The organism is Paenibacillus sp. S-12 (assembly GCF_030363895.1).
Lineage (GTDB): Bacteria > Bacillota > Bacilli > Paenibacillales > Paenibacillaceae > Paenibacillus_B > Paenibacillus_B alvei.
The window spans coordinates 148507-172280 of the sequence record NZ_JASIUF010000011.1 but is presented as its reverse complement, the minus strand read 5'-3'; the positions used below and the strand labels follow the sequence as shown (position 1 = coordinate 172280).

Genomic DNA, 23774 nt, shown 5'->3' with positions numbered 1-23774 from the left:
TGCCTCCTGCTTCCCTTAGCTTGTGGAGATATCCTTGATAATTGGACAATCCGCGAATTGCTTGGGAGTCGAGGCATAGAGCCTATAACCAAGCCGATCAACATGAGCAACACCATGTCTCATTTTTTTATAAGCTAAAAGAAGTAAAAATAATCTTACCTCAGTAAAAATTGTCTGCTTTGAATGGATTTTAATCATGTTACGATTATACCGACATGAAGGAAGTTTACTTACGACATCATCATATGAGGAGGGTCTACATGAAAAAGATAATTCAAACTGTATTAGCAGCATCACTAGCTTTATCGCTAACTGCTTGCGGCAGCAACAATTCCTCTGATTCTACATCAACTCCGGCAACAGATGGCACTACTACAGGGCAAGTAACATTGAAGCTGAGCACTTGGCAAACAGATGCGAAGGCGCAATGGAGCAAAATCATACCGGAATTCGAGAAGGCGAACCCAGACATCAAAGTAGAGCTTGATCTGCTAAACGAAAAAGGAGACTCGGTTGCAGCTATGCAAAAGCTTGATTTGATGGCTGCATCAGATGATCAATTGGATATTATCGAAATGCCGTATACAAACTACTCGCAGCGTGCTTCGATTGGTCTGTTGGAACCGCTTGACAGCTACATTGAAAAGGAAGGCTATAAGTACGGTGACGAATACCTGGTAGATACTCAAGTGGATGGGAAAATTTTTGCGCTCCCTTCCTCCCTGCAGCGCTGGTTTATTTTATTAAACAAAGACTTGTTGGACGCAGCACAATTGCCGGTTCCACAAGATTGGACTTGGGCTGATTTCGAAGATTATGCTAAAAAGCTCACGAAAGGTGAAGGCGCTTCCAAAGTATATGGTGCCTACTTCCATAACTGGCCAGACCTTTACAACTTGCAGCTCAAGAGTAAAGAAATCGATAACAATTTCTTGAAAGCGGACGGAACCTCCAATGCGACGGAGCCACTCCTTACATCCAGCTTGAAAATGCTGAAAACGATGATGTACACAGATAAAACAGCAAATCCATACGAAGACATTATTTCTCAAAAGCTGCATTATCGAACACAGTTTTTTAACGGTGCAGCAGCGATGGTACCAATCGGGGACTGGATGGTTGCTGAATCGGGCGGTACGGATGCAATCCCTGCAACCTTCCATGCAGCGTTTGCTCCTATTCCTAAGCTGGAAGGTGCAACTGAGCATTATTCCCCAGTACAGCCTACTTACATGGGGGTTGCTGCTAAGTCCAAAAACAAAGAAGCAGCATACAAATTCGTTAGATGGTATACAACGGAGGGCTTGGAGATTGGCGGTCGCGTATTCTCCGGTTGGGCAAAATCGGATTCCGACAAGTTGACAGAGAAAATCGTCAGCACTTCGAAGGACCCTTCCAAGGTGGATATGGAATCCTTGAAATATACCATGAAAAACACGAAGCCTGGTCAAGCGCCAGTTCCGGTTCCTTACGTTGGTGAGGTCGAGAAAGCTGCCATTGCTGAGGTTGAATTGTACTTGTTAGATAAACAAGATATCGATAAGACAATTGAAAATATGGACAAGAAAATCACAGATGTAATCAATAGTAACAAAAAATAGAAATTGTGATATTGTTGCTTGACCAAATTTAGATAGGATCATTATATATAGGTAACAGTGGAAATGAGAAATCATTTCCCTGTTCCTATTCTACGTGATAAACATTTGAGGGCTCCATTTATGAAAATAGATCGATATTCACTTCGTACAAAACTAGTTATTGCGGCTTTGATGTGTTTTATGATTCCCCTTATTGTGAATTACTTCTTAACTACGTATGTAACCAAAGATATTGTGCTGCATAAAGCGGTTTCTAGCACGCAGGATACGTTAATATTAGTTGATTCCAATGTATCCGGTATTGTTGAACAGATGCTATCTTTGTCGAATATAATTTTGATGAATAATGAAATCAATAAACATGTAACAAGCAGCAAAGAGCAGTTTGCAAGAAGTAATAACTCAGGTCAGCAGTTAGAATACATGCGTTTGATTTCTAATCTGGATGATCTGTTTGCCCAGAATTCAGATATGTATATCACCGTGTTGGGTGTAAATGGGTTTACGTATACAAATTATTCTTTTAGTGATTTTAACCCAAATTTCTTTAATGGAAAAATTGTATTCAAGGAACTGGATAAGCTTGCTGCTTTTTCAACGGCATGGATTGGTTTACAGGATAATTATTACGGCAATTTCGAAGCGAAGCAGAAGTCACCGAAGGTGCTTACCATCGCTCGCACCATGAAAAACTCAAGTGGCCATTCGCTTGGCTATGTGATTGTCAGTGTGAACGAAAGTAAGATACAACGTCAGCTAAACAGCTATTCAGAACAGAAAATTATGCTGCTGGATGATCAGGGAGCGATCTTATCTCAGTCGGACTCCATAAACATCGGACAACAATTCCGATACCATGATTATGCGATTAACGAGAATACGCTCGTCTACAACAATGAAAAGTATATCTATGTTTCAGAGCCCGTAGCTGGAACCAAATGGTCCTTGCTCAGTCTAGTTCCATATTCTTCGGCAGTAGGCCCTAACAATCAGATATTAGTAACCAGCTTCATTATGCAGTTTCTTTTCTTTACAGGGTTTTGCATTCTGCTGATGATTCTGATCTCGGCGATCACTAATCCGATCACAAAGTTAAGTAAATTTGTCGCCAAGGTCAATATGGGGCAATTAAGTATTCGTTCGGGGATTAGAGGACAGCATGAGGTAGGCCAACTTGGCAAATCAATCGACCAAATGTTGGATCGAATTGAGATGATGATCGAACAGATTACGCTTGAGCAAACTAAGAAGCGCAAAGCAGAGCTTGAGATGCTTCAAGCACAAATTAATCCGCATTTCATGTTCAATTTGTTAAATTCGATTCGCTTAAACATCCTGATTCGCGGCGATGAAGAGAATGCGAAGTTAATCGGTTCGTTATCATCATTGCTGCGGATGACCATTAATCGAGATAATGAATGGATATCGCTTCGCGACGAAGTCGAGACCATTCAGCATTATATACGTTTGATGAACTTCAGGCATGCGAATCAGGTTCAGTTAATCGAGAAAATTGTCGTGGGTAGTGAGCACGTCTTCGTTCCTCGCTTTATGATTCAACCGATTATAGAAAACGCTATCATTCATGGATTTCATCAGTATGGCGGCCAAATTGAAATCGAATCGTATACGGTAAAGGTGAATGAAGAAAGCAGCCTCTTGATTAAGATTCATGATAATGGCGTCGGAATGACGCCAGAACGATTGCAAGAATTGATAACCAAACTTGAGAAGGGCCAGAGAGAGGCTGCTCCCAACAAATCTGGCTTCTCTGGCATTGGCGTGACGAATGTTTATCAGCGGTTGAAATTAATATATGGCGAAAAGTTTCTAATGAGGATTAACAGTGAAGTTGATGTAGGAACAACAATTACGCTTCAATTGCCCCAAGTAAACCGTGAAGTGGAGTGAAGCTAAATGTTTACAGCGATTGTAGTAGATGATGATTACCCTGTTCTTCAATATTTGTCTCAAGCCGTCAAATGGAAACAGCTTCACATCGAATTGCTCGGTACGTATTCCAATGGGTTAGAAGCGTTGGAAGCGATTCGTATGTGCGAGCGATTGCCAGATATCGTGATTACGGATATTGGCATGCCGAAAATGAACGGACTCGAACTGATTGCGGAGTATAGCTCAATTAACCCTGACTTTGCGGCGATCATTATATCCTGCCATGATGAATTTCATTACGCTCAAAAAGCACTTAAGTTGAATGTTCAGGACTATATTTTGAAAGAAAGCTTGGAAGTGGAGCAACTAGAGCAGATTTTAAAGAAGATAACCCATCGATTATGCTCCAAACAGGATCAATTAGCTGAATTTCAACATTACAAGCAATTAGGCAAAATGAATCAGACTGCTGTCAGAAACAAATTTTTGAAGGATACCCTGTATCAAAATGCCTGGTCGAAGCATGCTTGGATTGAGAAGGCAGGATTAAATGGTATTAATCTTCAATCAAAACAGTACGTCACCATGATCCTCTCTGTAGATCGGTTGAATGAGATGACTCGTGTGCACAGATTGAATGATCATACGATTATTTTTGCGGTGGAGAATGTGCTTCAGGAGATTCTGAGCGACAAAGGGAATTTCGTTATTTTTAACTATAATAGTCGCGATTTGGTTGTTCTCTATTTAACGGATGATCCGAGTGTTGAGCAGTCCTATGTTTATCACATGATGCAGACCTGCATTACCAACATCAAACAATACATAAAAATCCATGTATCCGGCTTCATTGGTCGAACGGTAAGCAAACCCAAAGAAATTCAAGATGCTCTGCTTCCTATGCTGCAGGAGTTGGAGCATAGATTTTATAGTGCGGAATCCAGCGTGAGCACATGGTCAAAACAGGAATTCAGCAAAGTTGATATGTATCAAGAGTATGCAAAGTATTATTCCATGTTTAGCGAGCATATCGCAGCTAAGAATCAGTCTGGACTCATGATGACAATACAAGATTGGTCGAATTGGGTGAGATCCTCTCGTTTTCATCCTGATTATGTAAAAGAATGGGTGTTGCAATTACTTTTGGATTTACATATGAAAATAAAAGTTACACTTCATTTTCAAAGCGAGTTTTCCGATGAAAAGCTCTATTTAACCATAAGCCAAATCGTAACCTTGTCGCATTTATCGGAGTGGTTCCTAGACTACTTATCACGTATGGCTGCTAAATTAAGCGAGATTACAATATCTTCGCGTCCGGAAGTGATTAAGGCGCAGCAATATGTCATTCAGCATGTTTCGGAGCGGATAACGCTAGAGGAGATGGCCAGCTATTTAAATCTCAACTCGAGTTATTTCAGTCGGCTGTTTAAGCGAGAGTTGAATATCAATTTTATAGAGTATGTGAATCGAGTCAAACTTCAGAAGGCAAAGGAGCTTCTGCTGCAATCGAACAAAACGGTAGAGGAAATCTCAGATTTGCTCGGTTATTCGAACAAAAGCTATTTCATTAAACTATTTAAGCGTGATGTAGGAACAACACCAAGAGAGTTTGTCTCCTGGGACAAATCACAGAGGATGATGGAAGAGTCAATAAACTTTAAACTGGCAGGGGAGTAGAACTCATGTGGCGTAAAGCAATTGAAGATGCACAGGCGAAAATAGCAAATAATCTGCGCAATCACCCAGGATTGCTTCCTCATATTACGGGAGACAAGTGCTATGAATGGGGAGAGAACAACGATTGGATCGAGGGCTTCTATATCGGGATGATATGGCTGGCGTATGAATATAATCAAGATTCCTATTATAAAGAAGCAGCGGAAAAGTTCTTGGAGAACTTTAAGTATCGTTTAGATCATCATGTGGATTTGGATCATCATGACATCGGCTTTCTCTATTCACTATCTGCCGTTGCCCAGTATCGCATAACAAAGAGTGAAGAAGCAAAGCAGGTAGCCTTGCAGGCAGCACGTGTGCTTGCGAATCGGTGGCGCCCGAAGATGGGCATTATTCAAGCATGGGGCAAAGAAGGAGATCCTGAGAACGGCGGCAGAATCATTATTGATTGCATGCTGAATCTTCCGTTATTGTTCTTTGCATATGAGCAGACAGGTGAACAGGAATACTATGATATTGCGTATAAGCATGCACGCAAGAGCTTGCGTTTTCTAGTTAGAGGCGATTCCTCTTCCTACCATACCTTCTATTTCGATCAGGAGAATGGCAATGCTCTGCGCGGAGGCACACATCAGGGCTATCAGGATGGCTCAACCTGGACACGAGGTCAAGCTTGGGGTGTCTATGGCTTTGCGCTTGCTTATCGATATACGCAAGATCCTGACTTCCTTGTTGCCTCTAAGCGTATGGCAAAATATTTTATCGATCATCTGCCAGAGGATCATGTTGCTTATTGGGATTTTGACGTTCCAGTTGAAGCGTCAACGCCTCGTGACAGCTCTGCTTCTGCAATCGTTGCCTGCGGTTTGATTGAGCTGAACGGTCTGCTTGATGTGGAAGATCCAGATCGTGAGTATTTCACCCAATCGCTGCATGAACAGATGGAGTCACTTGTTGCAAACTATTCCACAATGAATATGCCAGATGCAGAAGGTTTACTGCAGCATGGCTCTTATCACGTTAGAGGAGATCGTGGGCCGGATGATTACATGATTTGGGGAGATTATTATTATTTTGAGGCTTTGATTCGTCTGCAATGTGGAATTAGAAGCTATTGGTAATGTAAATGAACCTAAGCGGAATTTCGGAGTTCTTGAGCTTGCTGTAATCAGGCCATAGCAACTCCTGATTATTTAATGGGTTATGGTTCCATGATGATTAGAAAAAATCATCATTTGTTACCATGCATCTTTACGGATCGCTTTGAAGGGGGCGCTTTTTATGAAATGCGCATTGACATAGCACATTCAATAAACCAGTGGCAGTCTAAGACTCAATAATTCAGTCAAAGACTACCGCTGGTTTTTTATTGAACTGGGTGAGTCTTTGGAGAATATTATAGATGTGTTCGAGGTAATGCCAAACAACGGCGAAGAACCGGAGTATGATGAGGAGCTGTCGTATCGTATAAAATGCATCGTTTTTCATCTTATTTAGAATACAGAATCTTATTCCGCCCGATTGAATCCTTTCACGATTAGCCATATAGCCAGAACCAATTGCTGAATGGCAATTGGAATGTTCAGCATCATGTAGGCAGCATCCAGACCGATGACTCGAATCATAAATAATAGGCTTGCCAATAGGGATAATATTGACCCAATAACACCTGAAATTGACAACCAACACGGAACTAATTTTGTTTGGTAAAATAGGCAGTTGAATAAGAACATGGCTAAGACAAAGGCCAGTGTTGTCGCTACATGATTCACCAAATCACGACCGTCCCGCAACAATTCGCCCAGGGTGTGGAAATAGGATACGTTCAGAGCATCAACTGTTGCAAATTCTTGACTTACTGTCAGTAACAGCAGCAGAATGATAACTCCAATCATAATGAACACACCCGCGATTATGCCGCAAGCAACAGAACCAAGAGCTAAACCTTTATGACGCTTGCTTAATATCGGATACAGCAAAATCGGAATCCCAACATAGGCAACAACCATTAACAACTGTGAAAACGCTCCTATCAGTACTTGACTTTCATTTGAAGAAGCGTTGACCAGGTAGTCTGCTCCATCAATAACAGGCACAACACTACATATCCCTGCCACCAACCCGACTATGAATAACAACCCAACCATTACAGTAGACTTTCTACTTGAATGGATACTCTTCCTCAGCATAATGAACCTCCTTTTCATATCTATCGTGGGGTCTACTATCAAAATACTCCGAGTCGCTTACTGACATGACAGGGTCGGGAAGAATTTCTAAGTAAAGTTGTATCAATCAAGTTGGAGTGTAAACGCAATGAAGGGAAGGCGTCACAAGGGTTTCAAACAGATCAATGAAAACATGAACGAGTGGCTAGATGAAAAACGCAGCAGATATGCTTTCTCAATCTGTACCTAACAATGATTACTTCGGAAATGGGTCTGGCGCTGTTGGATGTCGCAGATGTAATCCGCCCTTATCGGGAAGTCACCAATAGTTTACATAATGTGATTATGATTAACTTTTGTGATGGACTGATTCAGTTGAAGGGTGGACAGGAGACCCAAGACGCGTACTCTGCTTTTCTGTTTATCTATACAATGGCCACGTCACCGAAGTTGGCGGATTGATGACCCATGGGGCCGTTATCGCACGGGCATATGGCTTGCCAACAGTTGTTGGTGTAGAGAATTGCTACCAGGCTGAGCAGAGATGGACCATTAATTCGCGTGCATGGAACAGAAGGGGATATCGAAATATTGTAAAACAGCAGCGTATAAACAAAAAGGATGAGCAAGATCCACATTTGTTGATGGATTTAAACTCATCCTTTTTACAATTATAAATAATCGCATTCTATTTCTGAAAGCCTTAATTATATGCAATGTTGCTGCTCGTTACAGCAGACTCATCAGCTTCTAATCGATTCGGATCAAATTCATTCTCCATCTTGGCGATAACTACTGTTGCTACACCATTTCCGATCAAATTCGTTATTGCGCGAGCTTCGGACATGAAACGGTCAACACCCAGCAGTAGGGCCATGCCTGCGATCGGAATTGATGGGAAAGCAGCTAAAGTTGCAGCTAGTGTAATGAATCCTGATCCTGTAACCCCAGCAGCACCTTTGGAAGTTAGCATCAATACGAACAGAAGGGTAATTTGCTGCCAAATGCTTAGATCAACACCAGATACCTGAGCGACAAATAGCGCAGCCATTGACAGATAAATCGATGTACCGTCTAGGTTGAATGAGTATCCTGTTGGAATAACGAGTCCCACGACGGATTTGGAAGCACCGTATTTCTCGAGCTTTGACATCATTCGCGGCAGAGCAGATTCGGATGAAGAGGTACCAAGCACTAGTAAGATTTCTTCTTTAATGTAAGAGATAAACTTGAAGATGTTGAATCCGAATGCTTTGGCGATGAATCCGAGTACGACGATTATAAATAGGAACATGGTCAAATAAACAGAACCCATCAGCTTGCCAAGTGTGAACAACGAGCCAAGACCAAATTTGCCAACCGTATATGACATTGCACCAAAGGCGGCAATTGGTGAAACCTTCATAATGATATTTACGATACCAAAAAATACGTGTGAGAGCTTATCGAATAATGAAATGATGGCTTGCCCTTTTTCACCAATAGCTGTTAGAGCAAAACCAAACAGGACTGCAAATAACAATACCGGAAGAAGCTCACCGCTAGCAAAAGCCCCGATAACATTATCAGGCACGATGTTCATGATGAAGCCCATTACACTATTCTCATGCGCTTTCTCCGCATATTGTGCAACGTCACCTGTAGCCTTTGAAATATCGATTCCAGAGCCTGGCTTAACTATATTTACTACAAGTAGACCAATTGCAAGTGCTATGGTTGTTACAATCTCAAAGTACAGTAATGCCTTACCACCGATGCGACCGACCTTTTTCATATCGCCCATACTTGCGATTCCATGTACGACGGTGAAGAAGATGATTGGTGCAATTACCATCTTAATAAGCTTGATAAAGATGTCTCCAAGCACCTTCAGTTCAACGGCATATTTAGGGAAAAATTGTCCGAAGAGAACCCCAAGAAGAATCGCGAATAATACTTGAACGGTCATGTTTTTCATGATTTTTTTTATCTTCATGTTCTTACCCCTCGCTTTCACCATTGTAAGCGCTTTATTCGATGTGCTTAAGTGTAAGAGAGAGGGGAGAAGGTGACAAGCATATGGTCATATTGTTCTTTTTGGTCTTTAAGGCCCAGAGATTTCGCTCATTACATCAGCCCCGATTTTCATTGCGAAATCTTTATAAAGCTCCTTTGAGGCTATCCTCCATTCCGCTGTTTGTTCTTTCGTTAATATGGAAATCTGCAAATTCTGGTTCGTATTAATCTCGTTCATATGCGTCTCATTTCTAGCTGCTTTCTTATTTGCCTGCTCTGTTGTTTCATCCAGTGCTTCCATGAGCAGCTGTTGCACATCAGAAGGCAGGCTATCCCAGAAGGATTTGTTGAAAATAACGGCATAGCCCAAATAACCATGATTGCTAATCGTCATATATTTCTGCACTTGGTAGAGGCGTTTGCTTACGATATTCGATATCGTGTTTTCCTGACCATCTACTGAGCCGTCGGCTAGATTGCGATAAGCGTCGTTAAAAGGAATAACACTTGTCTTCCCTCCCCAGTTCTTCATGTGCCGTTCAATTAATGGACTTGGTTGTATGCGAAACTTTAGTCCTTTGAAATCTCGAGGCCCCAGAATAGGCCGTACATTGTTCGTCACTTGTTTAAAGCCATTGGACCAGAAGGCGACTCCCTTCATGCCATGCGGTTTAAGCGTTTGGAATAGCTTGTCTCCAAGCGAACCATTCAGCTTGCTTTCAACCTCATTCTGATCTTTGAAAGCAAATGGCAGATCCATTACTAGCCATGCTGGATCGATCTCGCTCATAGTTGAGAAGGATGGGGCTATCATTTGAATATCACCACGCTGAAGTGCAGCAACTTCATTATTCTCACCATATAGCATGCCATTTGGGAACACTTGTATCTCGACGCGATCCTTTGATTTCTTCTTTACTAGATCAGCGAATTCAGCTGCAGCGAGGCCCTTTGGTGTGTTCTCAGCAACTACATGACTGAATTTGATGACGATCCGTTGCTTAAGTCCAGTTTGTTCATCATCCTGATAGAGCTGTTCATTCCAGTTTGGTTGATATCCGACGAGATATGCAGCTAACAATCCAACAATAATGAACATTCCAATACTTGCAATCGCTTTCAAATTTGTCTCCTCCCAGTTGCTAAATTAGACTTATTATTGCACAATAGCAGATAAAGGTAAATATTTCGAAAAGGAGGGCGCTAGACTTGAACCGAATAGGAATCTACTGGAAAATTATTTTGCTTTCATTCGGTTTGGTTCTGTTCTCCCTCCTTATTGCTGTAGAGGTCTTGCTTGGAAGCTTGACTAGCGTCAAAGAAGAGAGCTTACGTCAACGGCTGATTACGACTGCCCAAACCGTTGCTAATCTACCGGGAGTGGCAGAATATATCAATCAGCAGAATGGAGCTGAGCATATTGCTCCCGTTGCTGACAAAATTCGCATGCTGAATGAGGCTGATTATATTGTCGTGCTGGATATGAATCGCAAGCGCTTATCGCATCCTCTATCGGACCGAATAGGAACTTATTTTAGTGGCGACGATGCGGATGCAGCTTTTGCTGAGCATATGTACGTTTCCAAAGTAAAAGGTGAAGCAGGTGTTGGCTTGCGGGCATTCGTGCCGATCATGAACGCGAAGCATGAGCAGGTTGGCGTTGTAATGGCAGGAGGACTTCTGCCTACCATGAAGGATATTTTTCCCGAGCAGCTCAGATCGGTTATGGTAATGATTATATTGGCGCTTTCGTTTGGAATGATGGGCTCAGCGATGCTTGCTAAACATATCAAGAAAGAGATGTATAATTTAGAGCCGCATGAAATTGCCTCGATGTTTCGTGAGCACACGGCTGCATTCCAAGCTATGCATGAAGGAGTAATCGCCATCGACAGCAAGGAGCGAATCACGATTTTCAATGAACGGGCCAAGCACATTTTTGGCGTGTCCAAGGATGTGATTGGACTGAACATTTGGGATGTGATTCCCGATTCTCGCTTGCCCGAGGTACTTAAGGTAAAAACACCGCTCTTGAACCACGAATTGCTGGTTGGCGATACGCTCATCTGGAGCAATCGAATACCCATAATCGAGCAGGGTATTACACAGGGAGCCATAGCGATTTTCCAAGACCGAACGGAGGTTACGCATATGGCAGAAGAACTGACAGGTGTGCGAGAATTTGTGAATGCCTTGCGAGCCCAAAATCATGAGCATATGAATAAAATGCATACCGTTGCTGGGCTTCTCCAGCTTGGAAAACATGAAGAAGCATTAAGATATTTGTTTGAGGTATCTGATCAACATGAAGAGACAACAAGATTTATGCAGGAGCATTTTGAGGATGATGGAGTTGCAGGCTTACTGCTTGGTAAGATCAGTCGAGGAAATGAGCTTGATATAGATGTGATCATCGATCCGAATTGCGGTTTGCGTCAATTTCCAGATTCGCTTGATCGACGAGATATCGTGCTGCTGGTAGGCAATTTGATTGAAAATGCATTTGATGCACTTTCCAATATCAAGGTTGATCAGAAGGCAGTGTATCTGTACATTGGGCAAGATGAAGATTATTTATCGATCTTAGTTGAGGATAATGGCTGTGGTATGACAGAAGACACGAAAGCAAGAATGCTGGAACGCAGCTTCTCGACCAAAAGTGGAGAGCATCGTGGAATAGGCCTATTTCTGATAAGTGGGATTATCGCAAAAGGTAAAGGGCTACTTCGGTGTGAATCCTCCCCAGGACTCGGAACATCAATGGAAATCGTTTTTCCGATGAAGGAGGCGGCAAGAGATGCAGGAGCAATGTAAACATATCGTGCAAGTATTGCTGATTGAAGATGATCCAATGGTTCAGGAAGTGAACCGCATGTTCATCGAAGGGGTGAATGGTTATAAAGTTATTGGGACGGCAGGCAACGGTCAGGATGGCTTGCGGATGATCGAAGAACTGAAGCCGGATCTAATCTTTCTGGATGTGTTTATGCCTTCATTTGATGGAATTAGTACGCTGCAGGAAATTAGGGCGCGTGATCTACCAGTGGATGTGATCGTAGTTACGGCTGCTAAAGAGACGGAAACATTACGAGCGATGATGCGAAACGGTGCAGTAGATTATATTATCAAGCCTTTTAAACTAGAGCGGGTTAGACGGACATTGGAACGTTATCGTGATCGATACGAGACGTTAACCGACGATCATACAGTTACCCAAGAGCAGCTTGATCGCATTCTGCAAATGGGAGATGAGATCCGAACGGATAGCACTGTGAACGATGGATCTTCTCTATTAGGGCAGAGTGTAATACAAGAGATGAACGTTATCGAATCATCACCACCTGCTGAATTGTTTATACCTACGGAAGAACTGCCAAAGGGATTAAATCCAGTAACACTTAAACAAGTGCTTGCAGTAATGGCTGATAAAGGTGGGAAGCTATCCGCAGAAGAAACAGCCGAAGGGGTTGGGATTGCAAGAGTGACAGCAAGAAGATACCTTGAATATTTGTCAAAGATAGGATATGTCTATCTAGAGGTGAATTATGGAGGCGTAGGGCGACCAATTAATCGGTATACGCTTCATTCAAGACCAAAAAGACTAAAATAATCCGAAACACGCCTTATCGTGAATCTTACAATTACAAATGAAAATGTAACACCAAAGTGGGTAGGCTAATGACTCATGAAGCAGATGAAGGTTGCCATTGCTTATTGCAATGAAATATCTGGTATGTTAATATTGCGCTAACACTTACGATAGGAGTTGAAGAGGATAATGTAAAATTTCTTGCTAACGTTTAAAGAATAAAACAAGTTCTATTTGTGCTGTTTTGTTCTTTATTGGCAAGAAAGTTACCTTATTCTTTTCACTCAAAGAATATATTCTTATCTGACTCTGCGTAGGGTTGGATTTGTTTTATTTTTTTGAGCTGTAAGAAAGATCAACTTTCTTGCAGCTCTTTTTTATTTGTGACCAAGGAGGTTTCTGGAATGTCATTGATCAAGGTAACAAACTTGACGTTTGCCTATGACGGCAGCTACGACAACATTTTTGAGCATGTAAGTTTACAAATCGATACCAACTGGAAATTGGGCTTTACGGGGCGGAACGGCCGGGGCAAGACTACGTTTCTCAACCTGCTGCTTGGCAAGTATGAATACAGCGGAACGATTTCCTCTAATGTCAGTTTCGAGTATTTCCCGTTCCACGTCGAACACAAGGAACATTATACATTCGACGTGGTAGCAGACATCTATCCGGACTATGAGCACTGGCAGCTTATGCGCGAGTTTTCGCTGCTGAAAATGTCAGAGGATGTGTTGTACCGACCATTCAACTCGTTATCCAACGGAGAACAGACGAAGGTAATGCTCGCAGTCCTGTTTTTGAAGGAAAACAGCTTTTTGCTTATCGACGAGCCGACCAATCATCTTGATCTGCATGCTCGGAAGCTGGTAAGTGATTATTTGAACGGCAAGAGCGGGTTTATATTGGTGTCACATGATCGGGCGTTTCTCGACAATTGTGTGGATCACATTATTTCGATCAATAAGACCAATATCGAAATCCAGAACGGAACTTTTTCAGACTGGTGGGAGAATAAACAAAGACAGGACAATTTCGAATTGGCTGAGAACGAGAAGCTGAGGAAGGACATTAAGAGGCTGTCCGAAGCGGCCAAGCGAACGAGCAACTGGTCTCACGAGGTAGAAAAAACGAAAAACGGCACCCGCAACTCCGGCTCCAAGGTCGACAAAGGATACATCGGCCACAAGGCCGCCAAAATGATGAAGCGATCCAAATCGATCGAGCAGAGACAGAACTCCGCTATCGAGGATAGATCCCAGCTTCTGAGAAATGTCGACAGCTCGGAAAGTTTGAAAATATCGCAGATGACTTATCATAAACATCAATTGGTTGAGCTTGACCGCGTTTCGATTCATTATGGTGAAAAGAACGTGTGCAACGACATTAGCTTTACTATCGAGCAAGGGGATCGCATCGTGCTCTCCGGTCCGAACGGCTCAGGCAAATCCAGCTTGCTCAAACTGATTTGCGGCGAGGAGATTCCTTATACCGGCGCGGTTCGAAAAGGGAGTCAGTTGAAAATTTCCTACGTTTCACAAGATACCTCGCAGTTGCAGGGCAATTTGTCGGAATTCGCCAGATCCAGCGAGATTGACGAAAGCTTGTTCAAAGCGATTTTGAGAAAACTCGATTTTTCACGCTTGCAATTTGAAAAGGACATCGCTTCTTATAGCGGCGGTCAGAAGAAGAAAGTTCTGATTGCGAAAAGCCTCTGCGAACACGCTCATTTGCATATTTGGGACGAACCGCTTAATTTTATTGACGTCATTTCCAGGATGCAAATCGAAGAACTGCTGCTGGAACATTCGCCAACGATCCTTTTTGTGGAGCACGACAGCGAGTTTTGCAAACATATCGCAACTAAAACTGTGGAATTGAACGTTTAACAGGTTTAATAAACTATAGGAGGATGAAAACGATGATCATTGAGGTTGAGGTTGTAGATGATACTGTGAACCGGTTCCTACCGGCTGACCCGGTTCACAAAAAAATAGATCTGTTGCCGGAGGTTTACCAATCTATCGACAGATGCACATAGCGATTCTATCAGCGAACGCATCGTGTTTAGTTGGTTAAAGACGCATGAAAGCGCCGGATGACGGTTGCTTTTCATGTATTTCTCCGGCGGTAAGGAGAACACATGAAACCAACCTCGAAATATGAAACGATTAGGCAGATCTTGTCCGACTTCAAGCAGCCTACGTACCGGTATAGGCAAATTATAGATGCTATTTTCGAACAAAAAGTTGCTGAATACGAACGGATCACTATACTGCCTGCATTTTTGCGAGAAGAGTTGGCCCGGACGCTTGGTCCGAACGTCTCCAGCGTTATTCCGGTAAAGGAACTCACATCACAGCAGGTCAGCAAGGTGCTGTTTGCCATCGGTGGCGGCGAACGCGTAGAGGCTGTAAGACTCTCCTATAAACGGGGATGGAAATCGTATTGTATTTCCACGCAGTGCGGCTGCGGGTTCGGGTGCCGTTTTTGCGCCACGGGTACCATCGGCCTGAAACGAAATCTGACTGCCGACGAAATTACCGATCAATTGCTTCACTTTCACTTGAACGGCCATGCCTTGGACAGCGTGTCCTTCATGGGCATGGGGGAGGCGCTCGCCAACCCGCACCTTTTCGAAGCGCTGGCGATTTTGACTAACCCGCATCTCTTCGGTTTAGGACATCGAAGGATTACGATTTCAACCATCGGCCTGTTGCCAGGAATCGATAGGTTGACGCGGGAGTTTCCTCAGGTCAATCTAACCTTCTCGCTGCATTCGCCGTTCGACGAACAACGGAACGAACTGATGCCGATTAATAAGCGTTTTCCGCTTCGCGACGTGCTGAATGCATTAGATCGCCATATCCAACATACGGGAAGAAAGGTGTATATCGCGTATATTCTTCTTCAAGGGTTCAACGACTCGACGGAGCATGCGAAAGCACTTGCCGCTCATTTGAGGGGAAGAGGATGTTGGGAACACCTCTACCATGTGAACCTCATTCCCTACAATTCTACAGATGTGACGCCTCAGAGCTACTTGCCATCTGATCCAGAGAGGATCGAAACGTTCGTGCGGACGTTGAAAATGTACGGCGTGAATGTAACGATCCGAACTCAATTCGGAGCAGATATTAATGCGGCATGTGGTCAGTTATACCGAGCTGATTCTAATATGAATGGATAGGAGAGATATGGAATGAATACTTTCGTTCTCGATTTTCAGGAAATGAAAAATACACAGCTATTGCTCGTTGGCGGAAAAGGGTTGAATGTAGGGGAGTTATCAAAAATGGAGGGAATACAAGTACCGGAAGGATTTTGTGTGACAACAGCAGGATATCAAAAAGCAATCGAGCAAAACGAAACGTACCATGCTTTGCTCAATCGACTAACGATGCTACACGTAGAAGATCGAGATCAAATTGGTGAAATCAGTAGGGAGATTCGACAAATCCTTTTGGAAGTAGAAATTCCTTCTGATGTAGTGAAAGAAGTAACTCAATATCTCTCCCGGTTTGGCGAGGAACATGCATATGCCGTGCGTTCTAGTGCGACTGCTGAAGATTTGCCGCATGCCTCTTTTGCTGGTCAACAAGACACCTATTTACATCTTATCGGCAAAGAAGCCATCCTGCAGCATATCAGCAAATGTTGGGCCTCCCTATTTACGGATCGCGCAGTCATTTACCGGATGCAAAATGGATTCGACCACAGTCACGTTTATTTAGCTGTTATTGTTCAAAGAATGGTGTTCCCACAAGCATCAGGGATATTATTTACCGCTGATCCGATTACTTCTAACCGTAAGGTGATATCCATTGATGCCAGTTATGGACTTGGAGAAGCACTGGTCTCTGGCCTGGTCTCTGCCGATTGTTATATAGTAAAGGAAGGAGAGATCATCGAGAAGAGGATCGCGGCCAAAAAATTAGCGATCTATGGACGTAAAGAAGGCGGAATAGAGACACAACAGATCGATCCTGAGCAGCAAAAGACTCAAACTCTTACGGAGCAACAAATCTTGCAACTAGCACGCATCGGAAGGCATATCGAAGCCTATTTTGGTTGCCCGCAAGATATCGAGTGGTGCCTGGTTGATGATACCTTTTACATTGTCCAGAGTCGGCCAATCACGACATTATACCCGATTCCAGAAGCGAATGATCAGGAAAATCGCGTTTATGTCTCTGTCGGTCACCAACAAATGATGACCGATCCCATGAAACCGCTGGGATTGTCTTTTTTCCAGTTAACCAATCCAGCACCCATGCGTAAAGCCGGTGGCAGATTGTTTGTTGATGTGACACCCATGCTGGCTAGCAGAGACAATACATTACATTACCTGGGTCAATCCGATCCGCTTATCAAAGACGCACTGATGACCATAATAGAGCGAGACTTTATAAAAACGTTACCAGATGAGAATATAACACCAAGTCCAATCAAAAGCATTACAGATACGATTCGTGAAATTGAAAACAATCCGTCAATCGTTCCTGATTTGATTCAGCGTAGCCAAGCATCGATCGAAGCGTTGAAACAAAATATCCAAACGAAATCAGGATCGGATTTGTTTGATTTTATTCTTGAAGATCTCGAGCAATTAAAGATGTTTGTATTTGATCCGCAGAGTTTACGTGTGATTCTGGCTGCAATGGATGCTGCAACATGGATCAATGCAAATATGAACGAGTGGTTAGGTGAAAAACACGCAGCAGATACACTTTCTCAATCTGTACCGGACAATATTACTTCGGAAATGGGTCTGGCGCTATTGGATGTCGCAGATGTGATCCGTCCTTATCCGGAGATCATTGAATATTTGCAACATGTCAAAGATGAGCACTTTTTGGATGAACTGCTTACGTTGGATGGCGGGCAGAAAGCCCGAGACGCGATCTATGCTTATCTCGACAAATACGGAATGCGATGTGCCGGAGAAATCGATCTTACCAGAACGCGCTGGATCGAAAAACCAATTACGATTGTCCCGTTGATTCTTGGCAACATCAAAAACTTTGAGCCTAATGCGAGCCAGCGGAAATTTGAGCAAGGGCAGCAAGAAGCTTTGAAAAAAGAACAAGAGTTGTTGGAACGATTAAAGCAATTGCCGGATGGCGAACAAAAAGCGAAAGAAACAAAACAAACGATCGACTTCATCCGGAATTACAGTGGGTATAGGGAATATCCGAAATACGTCATGGTTAATCGTTACTTCGTGTATAAACAGGCTTTGCTGAAAGAAGCCGAACAACTCATACAAGCGGGCATCATTCATGAAAAAGAAGATATCTTCTATCTCACTTTGGAGGAACTTCACGAGGTTGTACGCACAAATAAACTGGATTACCACATCATCAGCAAACGGAAAGATGATTACAACTATTATGAAAAATTAACTCCGCCACGTGTTATCACGTCTGATGGTGAAATCATTGCAGGGGAGTACAAACGAGAAAATCTCCCGTCTGGAGCATTAGTAGGTCTGCCTGTGTCTGCCGGGGTAATAGAGGGACGCGCACGTGTCATCTTGAAATTGGAAGATGCTGATCTAGAAGATGGAGATATATTAGTCACCGCTTTTACGGATCCTAGCTGGACCCCCTTGTTTGTATCTATCAAGGGTCTCGTCACCGAAGTTGGCGGACTGATGACCCATGGAGCCGTTATCGCACGGGAATATGGCTTGCCAGCAGTTGTTGGTGTAGAGAACGCTACCAAGCTGATCCAAGATGGACAACGAATTCGCGTGCATGGAACAGAAGGGTATATCGAAATATTGTAATGGCTGAGTACGTCAAGTAATAACCTTGTCATATGGGTGCTTTTCTTATATGAAAAACCATCTAACAACGGGTAGCTAGTGTTCAATAAGTGCGAGCCATATACAGCAGCCACTGATCTTTAACAATCGGGCGCGTATGTAGAACAAGATGTAAATGGGTGATACATATAATCATGTCTAATAAGTATCACCCTCTATTTTTTATGACTTTTTACGATTTAGGTCTTGATAATTCGATGCCCTTTAAAAACCACCTTCTTTTTACTTTAACCCTTAAAGTTGTTTAATTTCAAACCTACAAACCCGCAAAACAGGATCCATTAATTCTCAGAGGTCTGGATATCGGTAATTGTAGCCATCTTAATCCGCTGCACATACTGCTTGATGTTTACCAAGCGAATTTTTTGTTTAAATTGATCCTAATAATGGATTTACCTAATGGAATGAAAAAACGCTCCTGATGGTAATAGGTAATGTCTACAGATAAGTTATATTCATGTACATAGCACAAAAGCCGATGACTCATTATAATTTGTAATGAATCGTCGACTTTTGATTTTGAAGAGTAGTTAGTTAACAAGCCCTTGAATTGGCAGATTACTGCATTAGAAGCCTGCTCTAGGGCGAACTATCAAGCCGGTATCACCATCATACAACCCCAAATCCATACTGACGATATCTCCAGAAGGCTCTTGAACTCTTACCAACAAACGATGGATCGACCTTAGTTTTCTTACATCAAATGTACTTCCCATGCCCACGATTTTTTTACCATCCATCAACCATGTAATGTTTTCACCTTGAATAGGACCATGTTGTCTAGAAAACCCCTGTGCAAACAAGAGAGGACCCGAAGTATCTCCCAGCAGAATTTCGGCCGGTTTATAAGGAAGTTCAAAAGGTCGCGTCTCGACGTATGCTGTTTGATAACCATTGGTCGCAATCACCTGAGCCACACAATGTTTACCACCTGGCATTTGGCGTAAATCTAAGTCAAATTCTGTTTTTCTTAGATTGACCCCAGGCCGTACCCAGTGTTCATGGTCATGAGAGAATCTAACATAGTAGGTGTAGGGAGTTTTCTTATTATGTCCCGATTTTTCTTCCCATCGAAGATGCAAGATACCCAGAGGATCGATATCACTCGTCTTAATCGGATGATAGAGCACGAAATCCGGCAGCCTCTGTGTTACATTCAACACCCCGATTTCTTTGCTCCCTTTGCGTAAAACAACGCGTGCTGTCTGACGGTGATAGGGAAGTCGTTGGACAAAAGTGCCCCATTCCTGATCTTCTGCAAAAAAATCAGGTTGTGCCAGAGCACGGGCGAGGACATTTCCTTGGCCATCCTCAAACAGAATCCAATAGTCATGCGTCCAATTAGTGGTCTTTATGGTATCAACATGCTCTACTGGATCCGGAAACTGGAGTCCTTGGGGTTGCCGGTACGTTCGAATACATGGACTCCAGCGAACGTCATCGTTGCGAGACAAACGGCCGCGAACTCGAACGAAGGGGGCTTCAAATTCACGACTAGCGATAAGATGTTCATTTGTCATGGCGATAATTCCTCCTTTTTAAGGCTCTATGTGCATCATCACTATTCCCGAAAATTTTGAAAGAGCTTGTTCCAATGATAGGCGCTGATCCACTGATTCTCATAAGGTAATCCAAGACTTCCACAATAACTCATAAAGTCGCTGACGGTTGGTGAGAATGCAACTTTACCGACTACGTCCACACCTACCTCACCGATTAAACCATTTACTGGCACAAAATCGTCATCAGTATCTTTCGGATAATTCCCTGATGTTCCGCATGGAGCATGATCCAGACCATATAGGTGCCCAAGTTCATGGCCCACCGATTCCATGATGTAAGAACAGCCCAATGCTACATTGTCCCATTTACGCGATGTTCCAAAACGGCGCATAGACACGTTATTTGGGATGAGAGCATATGCTTTTTTTTCTTCGGAAGTTTCTTCTTGAATATCTTCCAGGTCATCTAATAGATCATGCATGCCATCGTCAGTGTTTAAGTCGTGTGTATTCATCACCACCTCAGATCCTGGGATGATCCAATATCGTATTGCCTGTCCGGGATCAGTCGGAATAGGATAGATTAATGGAAGTTGATTCACTGCCGCAAAGTAACTAGCTTGACTCGGAGCAGGAACACCATTACTTGCAATACGAATCATGAGGATATCCAGTTGTTTCACTGCTGTAAACGAGACCGATGTTTGTATCGGTGCACTGAAATTTCCACCTACGGTGGCTTGAACAGTAAGATTCAAAGTACCGTTTGCAATCTCAGCGGGGATGATAAAATTCAGGGTGTCCGAGAAGTTTGCTCTATTGATGGCCGACGCCGGTTTTGCGGTCATTGGAACGATAGATTGAATTGTTCGGTAAGTTGCCCCAGAGATTGTGAGAGTTCCTGTTACATTATCAATCGTACCGCCAGCGGCGAGCCCGGAGTCCAAATACGCCCTGACGAGCGTGACTTTGTTCGCTACCAATGGTACAGAATTGTCAGGGCCGAGCGCGCTAGCAAAGTGTTGAATGGCTTGAGTAACCTCAAGTCCAATAACGGAAAGGCTGGGACCATCACCGGCAGGTGGAAGCACATCTACCATCAAGTTAATTACGTAACCTGTATTGTCGTTGTCCGTGCTAGTAGGTCCTAGTTGACGCCGTCCTAATGTGCTTAGATCACTAGGGTCGATCGTAATCAGCGCTTGTCCAAGGGAATTTTCATGCCCCTCTCTTGAGGGCCAGTTCCGATCATCATCGGCGTAACCCTCTACCCAGATGACGGTAGGTCCGTTCAAGGTTAACCGGATAGTAGTTGAATCCAAACCGTTGTTCAAAGGGTAAGAATTAACTTCGTCCACTTCCTTATCGGCATTGTTCCAACGGAAGATCTCTTGGTGGAAGGCAGGACGTCCGTTTTGTTCCGGAGCTTGTGCGTGCATGTAAATAGCCATATGTGTACTTCCCCATTCCTCATCCTCATACAGAATGAGATTATCCAATTGGATTCTAACCTCAGCCGGAGATGGTTCCGCAATAAGTGAAGCTTCGAGCGTGACAAGGTAGCCCGTATTGCCGTTGTCCGTTCGTGTTGGACCAAGCGTCAGGGTACCTAGTGAACTCAGAACGCGAGAATCGATTGTTTTTGAGGCCGAACCAAGTTGATTCTCGTTGTCGTCTGAATTTGGCCAAGCGTTGTCATCATGCGTAAAAGCCGAAACTTGAATTGTGGCCCACGAGGATAGATCAACGTCAATCACATTGTTATTTGCCGGATCGATAGCTAAACTATATGTAGTCGTTTCGTCAACTTCTCTTCCAAGATTGTTCCATTGAAAAGCTGCCAACGGCGTACCGGAGCTATCACGAACAGTAGCGTACATTGCCATGTGCGTGTCTCCCCATTCCTCGTCTTCAAATAACGTAAGGCTACGAAAATTTAAACGAATACGTGCCATAAATGAACGACTCCTTTTCTGTTCACTGGGCTGCAGGCTAACGTGGTTTGCATTAATAAATAATAATATTTACCATATTACACTATATTATACAAAATAATAATGTTGCGAGTTCACACAAAAAACGCCGAATTCAAATGAATTCAACGTGTATACCTCTGTGACTTTTTTGGCGTCATTACTTTAGAATTAAATAACGTTTGTCACTACTTTATATTTAAAATAAAGTTTGATCATTTATAACAAACTCTGATCCTTTGTAAAAAAGTTTGAACGAGAATAAAAAATAAAGAAGATAATTTCCGTCTGAGAAGAATCGTATCCATAAAATTCTTGAAATATGGATAAAAGGGCGGATAGCCTAGTTAGCAATTGCAATGTATGGCGTCGCGGATGTGGATAAATACTTACACACGACCAGCGTTGGAATAACTAGAATTAATTGGTCTAATAGGAGGTTTTGTTATTCAAAGCCCATATGTTTCTGTCGCAAGGCAACGACAAAAAACATATGGGCTTAATCGCTTTACGACACGGATATATGCACATAATTGAAGAAATGAGATGGAAGGGTAGAAAAGGGGGACGAGGGTTGCTAAAATCACCGTTATCGCAACCTTAATCTAAAAACTTCTATGCAACAAACTCCAACACCTTCCAGGCACATCGGATTGAAACATTTCAATGCTTCCTGTATCAGACATTGTCACATAGCAGGTTCTTCCATCAGGCCCCCCAAATGTAAGGTTGGTGCAGTTTTTACCAATAAGATAAATTTCACCCAGCAATTGACCATCAGGGGAAATCTTCGCTACCACACCTTTTTCAGGGCGAGTAACAAACAAATTGCCTGCCACATCACAACGCATTCCATCAAGTCCAAAATCCCGAAACTCTATCAATAAGCGTTTATTACTCAATTCATTCGTACTAGATAGATCATATACCCATATTTTTCTTTCCAATGATTCATTCACATATAATTTTTTTCCGTCAGGACTCACCTCAATTCCATTTGGCGTTCCCATATTCCTTTCTAATAAATGCGTGTTTCCATTTGTAAGAATTCTCCACAATTGTCCCTTATTTTGTTGGAACCAGTTAGGGTCACTAGCGAATAAAACACCTTGTTCGGTTATCGCTAAATCATTAGGCTGATTCATTGAAGGGTTATTAGCATGTATACTGATCTCTTTCGTTTCAAGGTTAACGGCGAATATATTATGTTTTTTATAATCTGCAATGTACAAAGTTCCATTAGGGTCAATACGTGTCCCGCATCCGATACTATCCGGGGGCAATGCAATAAAGACACTGCTTTTTCCATTTGGAGTTACTTTGCCAACCGTGCCATCTCTTTGATAATTTACGGCGTAAATATTCCCGTCTTTATCGCATGAAGGACCTTCTATTTTGTTTGTAAATCCATCCGTTAGAATTTTGCTCTTAAATAACTCAAACCGCATGGTTAAAATCTCCTTTCCTTAATACCTGGATTCACTTAGAATGTTATTTACCGCTAAGTCAAAAAAGTACGCTTAATGCAAAAATTCTCTTATCG

At 42.8% G+C, this 23774-nt stretch carries 15 protein-coding genes and 2 pseudogenes; 11 read left to right on the top strand and 6 right to left on the bottom strand.

Features of this window, described 5'->3' with window-relative positions:
• The first annotated feature begins 260 nt into the window (after positions 1–260).
• From NO352_RS10750 to NO352_RS10735, 4 genes are all read left to right on the top strand, one after another.
• The gene (locus NO352_RS10750; RefSeq protein WP_005550215.1) at positions 261–1601 is read left to right on the top strand and encodes an ABC transporter substrate-binding protein; all 1341 of its coding nucleotides are present in this window, start codon (positions 261–263) and stop codon (positions 1599–1601) included.
• A 120-nt stretch (positions 1602–1721) separates the two neighbouring features.
• Positions 1722–3512, top strand: a complete 1791-nt coding sequence (locus NO352_RS10745) for a sensor histidine kinase (protein WP_268599905.1) — start codon at positions 1722–1724, stop codon at positions 3510–3512.
• 6 nt (positions 3513–3518) lie between these two features.
• The gene (locus NO352_RS10740) at positions 3519–5174 is read left to right on the top strand and encodes a response regulator transcription factor (RefSeq protein WP_289355615.1); all 1656 of its coding nucleotides are present in this window, start codon (positions 3519–3521) and stop codon (positions 5172–5174) included.
• Between the two features lie 5 nt (positions 5175–5179).
• Complete coding sequence (locus tag NO352_RS10735; protein WP_005550218.1) at positions 5180–6295, top strand: glycoside hydrolase family 88 protein; 1116 nt, start codon at positions 5180–5182, stop codon at positions 6293–6295.
• A gap of 387 nt (positions 6296–6682) precedes the next feature.
• Here NO352_RS10735 and NO352_RS10730 read toward each other — a convergent pair whose 3' ends face one another.
• Positions 6683–7363, bottom strand: a complete 681-nt coding sequence (locus NO352_RS10730) for a DUF4386 domain-containing protein (protein ID WP_289355614.1) — start codon at positions 7361–7363, stop codon at positions 6683–6685.
• A 160-nt stretch (positions 7364–7523) separates the two neighbouring features.
• Between NO352_RS10730 and NO352_RS10725 the strand changes: the two are divergent.
• Positions 7524–7777, top strand: a pseudogene (locus tag NO352_RS10725) (hypothetical protein); the annotation flags it as partial.
• Positions 7777–7939: pseudogene (locus tag NO352_RS10720) on the top strand (PEP-utilizing enzyme); the annotation flags it as partial. The pseudogenes NO352_RS10725 and NO352_RS10720, both read left to right, overlap by 1 nt.
• A gap of 106 nt (positions 7940–8045) precedes the next feature.
• Here NO352_RS10720 and NO352_RS10715 read toward each other — a convergent pair.
• Both NO352_RS10715 and NO352_RS10710 read right to left on the bottom strand, forming a co-directional pair.
• On the bottom strand, positions 8046–9317 hold the full coding sequence (locus tag NO352_RS10715) for a dicarboxylate/amino acid:cation symporter (RefSeq protein ID WP_289355613.1): 1272 nt from the start codon (positions 9315–9317) through the stop codon (positions 8046–8048).
• A 108-nt stretch (positions 9318–9425) separates the two neighbouring features.
• Positions 9426–10460 carry a DctP family TRAP transporter solute-binding subunit gene (locus tag NO352_RS10710; protein WP_005550636.1) on the bottom strand — a complete coding sequence of 345 codons (1035 nt, stop codon included), beginning with the start codon at positions 10458–10460 and terminating at the stop codon, positions 9426–9428.
• A gap of 86 nt (positions 10461–10546) precedes the next feature.
• Between NO352_RS10710 and NO352_RS10705 the strand changes: the two genes are divergently transcribed.
• From NO352_RS10705 to ppsA, 5 genes are all read left to right on the top strand, one after another.
• Positions 10547–12151: an ATP-binding protein gene (locus NO352_RS10705; protein WP_268599902.1), complete on the top strand. Its 1605-nt coding sequence runs from the start codon at positions 10547–10549 to the stop codon at positions 12149–12151.
• Positions 12135–12947, top strand: a complete 813-nt coding sequence (locus NO352_RS10700; protein WP_268599901.1) for a response regulator — start codon at positions 12135–12137, stop codon at positions 12945–12947. The genes NO352_RS10705 and NO352_RS10700 overlap by 17 nt, the downstream gene beginning before the upstream one ends.
• Before the next feature lie 383 nt (positions 12948–13330).
• On the top strand, positions 13331–14815 hold the full coding sequence (locus NO352_RS10695) for an Lsa family ABC-F type ribosomal protection protein (protein WP_289355611.1): 1485 nt from the start codon (positions 13331–13333) through the stop codon (positions 14813–14815).
• 254 nt (positions 14816–15069) lie between these two features.
• Positions 15070–16116, top strand: coding sequence for a Cfr family 23S rRNA (adenine(2503)-C(8))-methyltransferase (locus NO352_RS10690; protein ID WP_289355610.1), 1047 nt, complete (start codon positions 15070–15072; stop codon positions 16114–16116).
• 12 nt (positions 16117–16128) lie between these two features.
• On the top strand, positions 16129–18717 hold the full coding sequence (gene ppsA, locus NO352_RS10685) for a phosphoenolpyruvate synthase (RefSeq protein WP_289355609.1): 2589 nt from the start codon (positions 16129–16131) through the stop codon (positions 18715–18717).
• Between the two features lie 605 nt (positions 18718–19322).
• On the opposite strand, the gene NO352_RS10680 is transcribed toward ppsA, so the two are convergent.
• The 3 genes from NO352_RS10680 to NO352_RS10670 form a co-directional block, all read right to left on the bottom strand.
• The gene (locus NO352_RS10680) at positions 19323–20276 is read right to left on the bottom strand and encodes a hypothetical protein (protein WP_289355608.1); all 954 of its coding nucleotides are present in this window, start codon (positions 20274–20276) and stop codon (positions 19323–19325) included.
• A gap of 41 nt (positions 20277–20317) precedes the next feature.
• Positions 20318–22213: a hypothetical protein gene (locus NO352_RS10675; protein ID WP_289355607.1), complete on the bottom strand. Its 1896-nt coding sequence runs from the start codon at positions 22211–22213 to the stop codon at positions 20318–20320.
• 623 nt (positions 22214–22836) lie between these two features.
• Positions 22837–23679, bottom strand: a complete 843-nt coding sequence (locus NO352_RS10670) for an SMP-30/gluconolactonase/LRE family protein (protein ID WP_289355606.1) — start codon at positions 23677–23679, stop codon at positions 22837–22839.
• Positions 23680–23774 lie beyond the last annotated feature (95 nt).

Excerpts from the sequence above, each read along its gene's own strand:
- NO352_RS10750 (WP_005550215.1), top strand. The coding sequence starts at position 261 with ATGAAAAAGATAATTCAAACTGTATTAGCAGCATCACTAGCTTTATCG.
- NO352_RS10745 (WP_268599905.1), top strand. The coding sequence starts at position 1,722 with ATGAAAATAGATCGATATTCACTTCGTACAAAACTAGTTATTGCGGCT.
- NO352_RS10740 (WP_289355615.1), top strand. The coding sequence starts at position 3,519 with ATGTTTACAGCGATTGTAGTAGATGATGATTACCCTGTTCTTCAATAT.
- NO352_RS10735 (WP_005550218.1), top strand. The coding sequence starts at position 5,180 with ATGTGGCGTAAAGCAATTGAAGATGCACAGGCGAAAATAGCAAATAAT.
- NO352_RS10730 (WP_289355614.1), bottom strand. The coding sequence starts at position 7,363 with ATGCTGAGGAAGAGTATCCATTCAAGTAGAAAGTCTACTGTAATGGTT.
- NO352_RS10715 (WP_289355613.1), bottom strand. The coding sequence starts at position 9,317 with ATGAAGATAAAAAAAATCATGAAAAACATGACCGTTCAAGTATTATTC.
- NO352_RS10700 (WP_268599901.1), top strand. The coding sequence starts at position 12,135 with ATGCAGGAGCAATGTAAACATATCGTGCAAGTATTGCTGATTGAAGAT.
- NO352_RS10695 (WP_289355611.1), top strand. The coding sequence starts at position 13,331 with ATGTCATTGATCAAGGTAACAAACTTGACGTTTGCCTATGACGGCAGC.
- NO352_RS10690 (WP_289355610.1), top strand. The coding sequence starts at position 15,070 with ATGAAACCAACCTCGAAATATGAAACGATTAGGCAGATCTTGTCCGAC.
- ppsA (WP_289355609.1), top strand. The coding sequence starts at position 16,129 with ATGAATACTTTCGTTCTCGATTTTCAGGAAATGAAAAATACACAGCTA.
- NO352_RS10680 (WP_289355608.1), bottom strand. The coding sequence starts at position 20,276 with ATGACAAATGAACATCTTATCGCTAGTCGTGAATTTGAAGCCCCCTTC.
- NO352_RS10675 (WP_289355607.1), bottom strand. The coding sequence starts at position 22,213 with ATGGCACGTATTCGTTTAAATTTTCGTAGCCTTACGTTATTTGAAGAC.
- NO352_RS10670 (WP_289355606.1), bottom strand. The coding sequence starts at position 23,679 with ATGCGGTTTGAGTTATTTAAGAGCAAAATTCTAACGGATGGATTTACA.